Source organism: Cryobacterium sp. MDB2-A-1 (genome assembly GCF_004402675.1).
GTDB classification, from domain to species: Bacteria; Actinomycetota; Actinomycetes; order Actinomycetales; family Microbacteriaceae; genus Cryobacterium; species Cryobacterium glucosi.
In genome coordinates, this window is sequence record NZ_SOFK01000021.1 from 1 (window position 1) to 7,290 (window position 7,290).

A 7,290-nucleotide genomic window follows, 5' to 3' on the forward strand; every position below is an offset into this window, starting at 1 on the left:
AGGGACTGGACATGGTGGGACTTCCTGATTCTCGCCCTACGTCAAACGGCGAACTTGCTCTGAGCTACCCGCCTCAACTCACCCTGACACGTAGGGAGGCGACAACGGTCGAGCCATCGACAACACCCCACGGAACTCAGGGTGTTGCTCTCACCACCTGAACTCGCCACTCATGGGATACGAGACGTAGGAGATCATCTGTTCCCGGGCGGGGGGCAGGTGCTTACGAGATGAGGGGCACGGGTTTTGTTACCTGCCGCTAGTCGAGACTTTCGGTACGTCGTTGCAGTAGCTGCCCATGGCCTGCTTTACCAGGGGATCCGATTCGGCAAGGCCTGCGTACCGGGTCTCAGTGGTCCCGTTGGTGGCTGTCGTGCCGTCCGCAGACATATTGACGTGGGTCCACTGGATGTCGTAGAGCCCGTCACCGCGCTTCTGGGCGAGGGCACCCTCGATGAGGGTTCCGCCATTTCGGTTGTTGCACGCAACACCCGTTCCGTGCTCTCCGAAGCCGTTGAGTAAAAAGCGGTATGGCTGTCCGTCTGTGCCCATCGTTGTGACGAAGCTGCAGTTAATGAACGCGTGCAGCGACGCCGAGCGCCCGTCATCCAGTACCGTCGCGACGATGGCGGGGCCATCCAGCCGGGCGCTCCATCCGCTGTGCGCGCCGGGGCCAGCGAGATCATCGGGTAGGAGCGCCGTGGCCCCGGATGCGGTATGGATGCCGTAGCTGAACGCACCGACCTCGGTGTAGAACTCGGTGTCCGGCTGTTGGTCGCCGTCGACGTCCCCGATGATCGCCGTCGTCGCGCCCGCGGGGATCGCGATGCCGTTCGGGATGCATCCCGCAGCGCCAGTCGCGCTGTTTCCTGGTGTCGACGGTGACGGCAGCGGCGACGGCGGGGAGGTCGACGAGACTGCTGACGGTGTCGCGGAGGTCGTTGGAGACGCTGCGGTCGTGGTGGTGGTGGTCGGGGCTTCAGTTGACGGCCCCGAGCCGGTGGGCGCACAGCCCGCCAGGGCCATGCCGACGGCGAGCGTGAGTAGAAGAAATGTTGACTTTGACATGTGGGAAACACCGTATCTATTGAGCAACGTGCACGGGCTACACGCTGACCGTACGGGATGAAGTCGTCCCCTGGTGCACTCGTGCTGAAATGTCTCGCCGAGATATTCGGCAACCTATCCTCGGCGGGCGATTTATGAAGGTAACGTGAGGTCGCCCAGATCGGCGGAGGCGTACCCGGCAAGTTCGCGGAGAAACGCGTCGTGATCTAGACCGACTGTTGGCGCAACGGTCGGAGGAAGTTCTGTCATGAAGTCGAAGTGCCCGACGTTCTCGTGAACACGGATGTTCACCATGGCGGGCGCTACCCCCAGCAGCTCGGCTGTCGCAGCCGGAGTGACGGTGTCACGGGTTCCCGCGTGCACAATGATCGGTGTGTGCACCCGCGCCAGAGCGCCGGGGGCCTGGAACCAGCCCAGCGTTGGAGCGAACAACACCAACCGCGATACGCGTTCTTCTGTCGGCACCGCAATCGGTTGGCCATCGCGAGTCCACGGCTGCCCGCCGGCGAGGCACAGTGCCGCCCAGCCTCCAACCGAGTGACCGGCGGCGATCACCTGAAGGTGGTCGTCACCATAGTCCGATAGCGCAGCCTTCAAACTCGAGACACGGCTCTGCAACTGTTCCGTGGTCACTGAGCGCGGATCGAAGCGTTGATCTGTGGGAGCTATCACCACGAACCCGGCACCTACAAAGCTGTCGAGCAACGTTCGGTATCGTCTCGGCTCGCCGCCTGCGCCGGGACCGAAGACGACGATGCCGTGTGGCGTTTTTGCAGGCTCAAGGATGAACATGCCAGAAGCCTAGTTGCGCAATGGCGCAAAGGTGATCGTGACAGCCTGAGCATCGTGCTCTGACGGCACTCACTGAAATTCCCCAGTTCTGCTCACTGAAATTCCCCACTCCGGGTCGCTTCTGCTCATAGAAGCGGGCCTTCCTCGATGCTGATGGTCTTCGACCACACACCAGCCCGAGAAAGGCCCTACTCCTATGCTTTCAGAGGAGGACGACGTGGACATCCACGCGCTCAAACGGCAGGGAATGACGATCAGTGAGATCGCCCGCCGCACCGACCACGACCGCAAAACCATCCGCGCCTACCTGGCCGGCCAACGCACCCCGGGAGTGCGTCAACGAGCTGAACCCGACCCGTTCGACGCGTTCATCGACTACGTCACCGCCCGGCTGATCGAGGACCCGCATCTCTGGGCGGCAACGCTGCGGGACGAGCTCGTTCCGTTGGGTTATGCACGGCGGTTGTGTTCTTCACCCTGTTCGCGTCTTCTACCGGCGGTTGGCCAAGTCCTATTCCAAGCCGGTGTATTACTTTGTTTGAGTTGCCGGTGGCCCGATACGCTAACAGGCCGCGGCAACCGTTGCGTCGATCCCACGGCTCCCCGTGCACGCCTCTCCCGGTTCAACCGGGCAGCGCCCCGTTACGCCCCGGAGTTGCTGTTCGTGGCCCCAGAAATCAAGTCGCCGTTGTTGGCTCGTTCAACTGCTGCCGGGTCGAAAATCGCAGCGGGGCGGCCGAGCAGGTAGCCCTGCACGAGCGCGCAGCCCGATTCGCGGAGGGTGTCGAGCTGGTCAACGGTTTCCACGCCCTCGGCCACGACTTCGATTTCGAGCTTCTGCGCAAGCGCGAGGATCCCCTGCACGAGGGCGACGGAGGACCGGGAAGGAATATCCATAATGAAGGTGCGATCGATCTTGATCTGGTCGACCGGCAGGGAATTGAGCCACGCGAGCGTGGAAAACCCGGTTCCGAAATCATCGAGTGAGATCCGGATACCGAGCTGGCGGAGCTCGGTGAGTCGTTCGACGACGCCGGGCAGGTCGATCAGTGCGCGGCTCTCGACGACCTCGAGGATGAGGCGTCGGGGCGAGATGTGGTTCTTGGTCAGGGCGGCACGCACCGTCGGCAACAGCCGGGGGTCGACCAGCGTTGCGCTTGCGAGGTTGACGGCGACGTGCAACGGTTCGTCGCCCGGCTGCGACCACCCTGCCAGCGCCGCACAGGCGGCACCCATCGCCCACAAGTCCAGTTTGGTGATCATGTCGGTTTCTTCCGCGAGTGGAAGGAATGCGGCCGGCGCCAATAGCCCAAGGCGCGGATGAGCCCAGCGGATGAGCCCCTCGGCGCCCACCGCCCTGATGCCATTGGCACCGGAAATATTGAAGACCGGCTGGAAGTGCAGGCGCATTTCGTTGCGGTCGATGGCGACTGAGAGCTCCGTTTCAAGCGACGGCTTTGACGAATCGGCTGCCGTCTCGCCGGAGACGGCGATCTGGTTGCGACCTGTCCTCTTCGCCTCGTACATCGCCGTATCGGCCGCGGCGAGGAGTCGTTCACCGCGCCCGCCCTCTCCGGTGTAGACGGCAACGCCAACGCTCGTGGAGATACGCAGGTCGCGGCCGGCGAGATGAAAGGGCAAGTTGAGGTTGTCGACGATGCGTCTGGCCATTTCGAGCGCCGTCGACTGGCAGGACAGGTCCGTGAAGAGAACTGCGAATTCGTCGCCGCCGAGGCGGCCGATAGTGTCTCCCGGGCGAACCTGGGAACGGAGGCGGGCGGCAACCTGGCGGAGCAGTTCGTCCCCGGCGCCGTGCCCGAGGTCGTCGTTGACCTTCTTGAAGTTATCGAGGTCGCAGAACATCACGGCAGTGCCGGTGCCAGCCCTGTTCTCTCCGAGCGCGTGGTCCAGCCGCTCGGCGAACAGCACCCGGTTGGGTAACCCGGTGAGAGAGTCGTGCAGGGACTGGTGTCGCACGGTCGCGAGCAATCTCGCGTTTTGTAAGGCCGTTGCGCCCTGGCTGCTCACCCCGACGATCCGGGTCATGGCCGCGCAATGTACCTCTGGCGTGAGGTGTCCATGCCATACGGCGGCCGCGATCCCCAATAGGAGATCGCCATCGAGCATCGGGACCACGACAACATTCGGCGCCCCAATGGCGCCGAGTAACTGTACTAGAAGAGGGCTGGCCTCGTCCGCCCTGACGAGGACGGGTTCGTGGTTAGTGAGAAGTCCGATCAGCTCGGGAGTCGTCGCAGCCGGGATCGGCGTGGCGAACAGCACCTCACGCTCGCCCGGCTCAAAGCCGTCGCAGGCGACTGCTTGGAGCGTCGCGAGTCCGGCGTCCCAGAGCAGGACCGCCGCGGCGTCGCACGCGACGATAGTCGGCAAGGCGGCCGCGATGATGTCCGCGACGCCGGTCGTGCTGCCGGCGGTGGCCAGTTCGTGAGCCAGCGCGAGCAGCGCCGTCGAGCGGCTCTCTTCCCGGCGGCTGTCCTCGAGCGCCGTGAAGAGGTCAAGGGCGGCTGCCGCGTGGCTGGCATAAGCCTTGAGGAGCGCCCGGTCCGCGTCCATGGGCTTCTGCCCCCGCGGGTACAAGGCCGCGAGGCGCCCGTGAACCTGGCGAGTCGACGCCACGTCGACGACAACGGCGGAACTGCCGAGGCTGGCACCCTCGAGCAGCCGCGCCGCGAGTTCCGCGGCTCGATCATCGGCGAGACCCGAAAAGTGCACGAGCGGCGCCCCGCCGTGAGTCGGCTTCACGACGAAGAGATAGGACGGCGCGAGGACCGCTGCTGCGGCGCGACCCACGATCCGGGCGAGCACCTCGCCGATGTCGTCGCTGCTGACGAGATCCGCCTCGGCCAGCTGTATCCGCTGGACCTGTTCACGCAAGGCCGCGAATCCGCGATCGGCTGCGCGCCTACCACTGCGCCATGACCACCAGTGCAGTCGCCGGGACCATGTGAGGTGGTACACACAGGCCAGATTTCCGTCCGACTGGCACTCGTCCTGGACGGTGTGCGCTGATTCCAGCCCGAAGATACGTGGCACGGCAGAGAACAGGCCCTGCGCATACTCGCAATCCAGCCGGGACGGAGCGTATCCGTCGTGGAGATGAAAGCTGAGCGTTGCATCCGTGGGGCTGATGGTGACGAGCGCGAGTGTAGACGTCGTACTGAATTTCGGGACCATCCTTGGGAGCTGGTTGTACACGGCGCGGGGTGATGCGAAGGCGCTCAGAAGTTGCGCAATGGCCGGATGGACCCTGTCCGCAGCGGCAGATTCGCCGATTCTGAACATTGTCCCCGGGCCGAGGGCTTCCGTCACGGCCTCAAAAAGCCGGATGCGGGTGTCGTAGCCGATCCAGGTGGAGATTTGCTCCAACTCCTCGACCGATTGGATGATCCCGGCCGCCGCGAGTACGTCGGCAACCAACTGGACGCCACCGCGCTCACGGACGAAGCGCAGTACCAACGTCACCGTCGCGCTGGACGTCTCACGTGCTTCAGCAAGCATTACGCTCCCACAGGTCACGTCCCGCTGAGTGGTGGAGTTTCTCAACACGGTGCGGGTCAGTTGGTCTAGCTTAGGCGGCGGCGAGTTCTGGGAGGATCACCGCCTCGTCGATGACCTTGATGGGGTTGTTCATGGTGGCCAGCTCGAGCATGGATGCTTCGGAGAAGTAGCGCCGTTCGCCGGCCTCCCATTCGTCGTGCTGCTCAATCAGAACCGACCCGGCCAAGCGCAGCAGGGCCGCGGCGTTGGGGAAGATACCGACGACGTCGGTGCGGCGTTTGATCTCCTTATTCACCCGCTCCAGCGGGTTCGTGGACCAGATCTGGCGCCAGTGCCGCCTGGGGAACGCGGCGAAGGCGAGCAGATCGGGTTGCGCGTCGACGAGCATTGCGGCGACCTTCGGGTGCGAGCGGCCGAGCATCGTGGTGACCTCGCGGAACTGTTTCTCGATGTGTTCGCGGTCGGGCTGGGCGAAGATGGTGCGGATGATCGACGCGACCATGTCTTGGGATCCTTTAGGGATCACGGCGAGGACGTTGCGCATGAAGTGGACCCGGCATCGCTGCCAGCCGGCGCCCTGGAACACGGTGCCGATAGCCTTCTTCAGGCCGGTGTGGGCGTCAGACATGACTAGCTTGACCCCGTCGAGGCCGCGGGGGGACTGCCACCGTCAGGAGGTCAGCGCAGCCTTCAATATGGCCTCGCAGTGGATTGCAGTGGTCGAGAACAGAGGAAACTTCGCCGCGTCGTTGACATCCAATAGGAGGGGGATCTCGGTACATCCGAGAACTACGCCCTCCGCACCGCGGTCGACCAATTCCTGGCACACCCCCAGGAACGACTCTCGTGTGCTCTGGGTGAAGATGCCGAGGGTGAGCTCGTCGATAATCCGGTCGTGAACGTAGCTACGAGTTGCTTCGTCAGGAGTGAGGACTTCGATGTGTTTGTCTTCAAACCGACTCCGGTAAAACTCTCCCTCCATCGTCTTCCTCACCCCGAGCAGGCCAACGCTGCTGAGTCCTGACGCCGTCACGGCATCGACGGTGGCGCCGGCGATGTCGATGACCTCGACACCCGTGTGCTGGATGATCGCCGGGACGAACCTGTGCAGCCCGTTAGCGCACAGGGCGATGACCTCGGAGCCTGCCTCGGCAAGTCGAGCGACAGACTCGATAATCATTGCCTCGCAGCGCGCCTCCGACGGGTCTTCGGCCTGCGCGTCGAGGAACTCTTGTTCGTCCAGGCTGTCGATTAGAACTCGTGCGGAGCGGTGATCTCCTAATTCGTCGCGCGCTCTGACGTTCAAGAGCCCGTAGTACTCGGCCGTTGAAACCCAGCCGAGCCCACCTACAAGGCCAATCTGCTTCATCCGACAAGAGTACTCGCCGGTAGGTGTCGAATTTCGGGTGCCGAGGGCAGGCCTTCTTCCTGGTACCTCAAAGGGCTCGTGTCCCGGTTAGATCCCCATCGCCGCTAGCTTCAGCTAAGCAGATACCCAGTACCTATGTTCGAAAAGTACGGAATGCGTTCCGATCGCGCCTAGCGGCTGATGTGCCGGCGCACGTAGAGCACCAGGTGATCGGCCGGGATCACAGCACGCGGCTGCTCGACTGCCGCCCAACTGTCCGGGGCCTCGACCGTGTCCGGCGTTGATTCGCTCGCGTCCCGGGGGCGGTGTGCCAGGCCCCAATTCAGACCCCCATTATCCGGCACCAGGTCACGCGGCCGCCGGCTACACCAGGCTCACCAAATTGCACGAGGGACACCGCCAGAACGGGCTAGCCGGCGACCCGGCGGCGACCAGCGGCACTAAGCCTCGATCCACCGGTGAGAGTCGGGGTTTGACGGCGCGTTAAACCGAGAATGCCTTCCAGGTCAGGAAAAATGGAACTTACTTAGGGTTCATTTTTC

At 63.7% G+C, this 7,290-nt stretch carries 4 protein-coding genes and 1 pseudogene; all 5 read right to left on the bottom strand.

What is annotated here, in order from left to right; all coding sequences use genetic code 11:
* Nucleotides 1–249 precede the first annotated feature (249 nt).
* Nucleotides 250–1,068 (bottom strand): hypothetical protein, encoded by an 819-nt coding sequence (locus E3O39_RS04925; protein ID WP_134448363.1) that lies wholly within the window; start codon nucleotides 1,066–1,068, stop codon nucleotides 250–252.
* Between the two features lie 132 nt (nucleotides 1,069–1,200).
* Complete coding sequence (locus E3O39_RS04930; protein ID WP_134448365.1) at nucleotides 1,201–1,860, bottom strand: hypothetical protein; 660 nt, start codon at nucleotides 1,858–1,860, stop codon at nucleotides 1,201–1,203.
* 642 nt (nucleotides 1,861–2,502) lie between these two features.
* A complete protein-coding gene (locus tag E3O39_RS04940; RefSeq protein WP_134448366.1) occupies nucleotides 2,503–5,379 on the bottom strand; it encodes a bifunctional diguanylate cyclase/phosphodiesterase in 2,877 nt (958 codons plus the stop codon).
* A gap of 70 nt (nucleotides 5,380–5,449) precedes the next feature.
* A pseudogene (locus E3O39_RS04945) lies at nucleotides 5,450–6,034 on the bottom strand (transposase); the annotation flags it as partial.
* A 15-nt stretch (nucleotides 6,035–6,049) separates the two neighbouring features.
* Nucleotides 6,050–6,748 carry an aspartate/glutamate racemase family protein gene (locus tag E3O39_RS04950; protein WP_134448370.1) on the bottom strand — a complete coding sequence of 233 codons (699 nt, stop codon included), beginning with the start codon at nucleotides 6,746–6,748 and terminating at the stop codon, nucleotides 6,050–6,052.
* Nucleotides 6,749–7,290 lie beyond the last annotated feature (542 nt).

Excerpts from the sequence above, each read along its gene's own strand:
- E3O39_RS04925 (WP_134448363.1), bottom strand. The coding sequence starts at position 1,068 with ATGTCAAAGTCAACATTTCTTCTACTCACGCTCGCCGTCGGCATGGCC.
- E3O39_RS04930 (WP_134448365.1), bottom strand. The coding sequence starts at position 1,860 with ATGTTCATCCTTGAGCCTGCAAAAACGCCACACGGCATCGTCGTCTTC.
- E3O39_RS04940 (WP_134448366.1), bottom strand. The coding sequence starts at position 5,379 with ATGCTTGCTGAAGCACGTGAGACGTCCAGCGCGACGGTGACGTTGGTA.
- E3O39_RS04950 (WP_134448370.1), bottom strand. The coding sequence starts at position 6,748 with ATGAAGCAGATTGGCCTTGTAGGTGGGCTCGGCTGGGTTTCAACGGCC.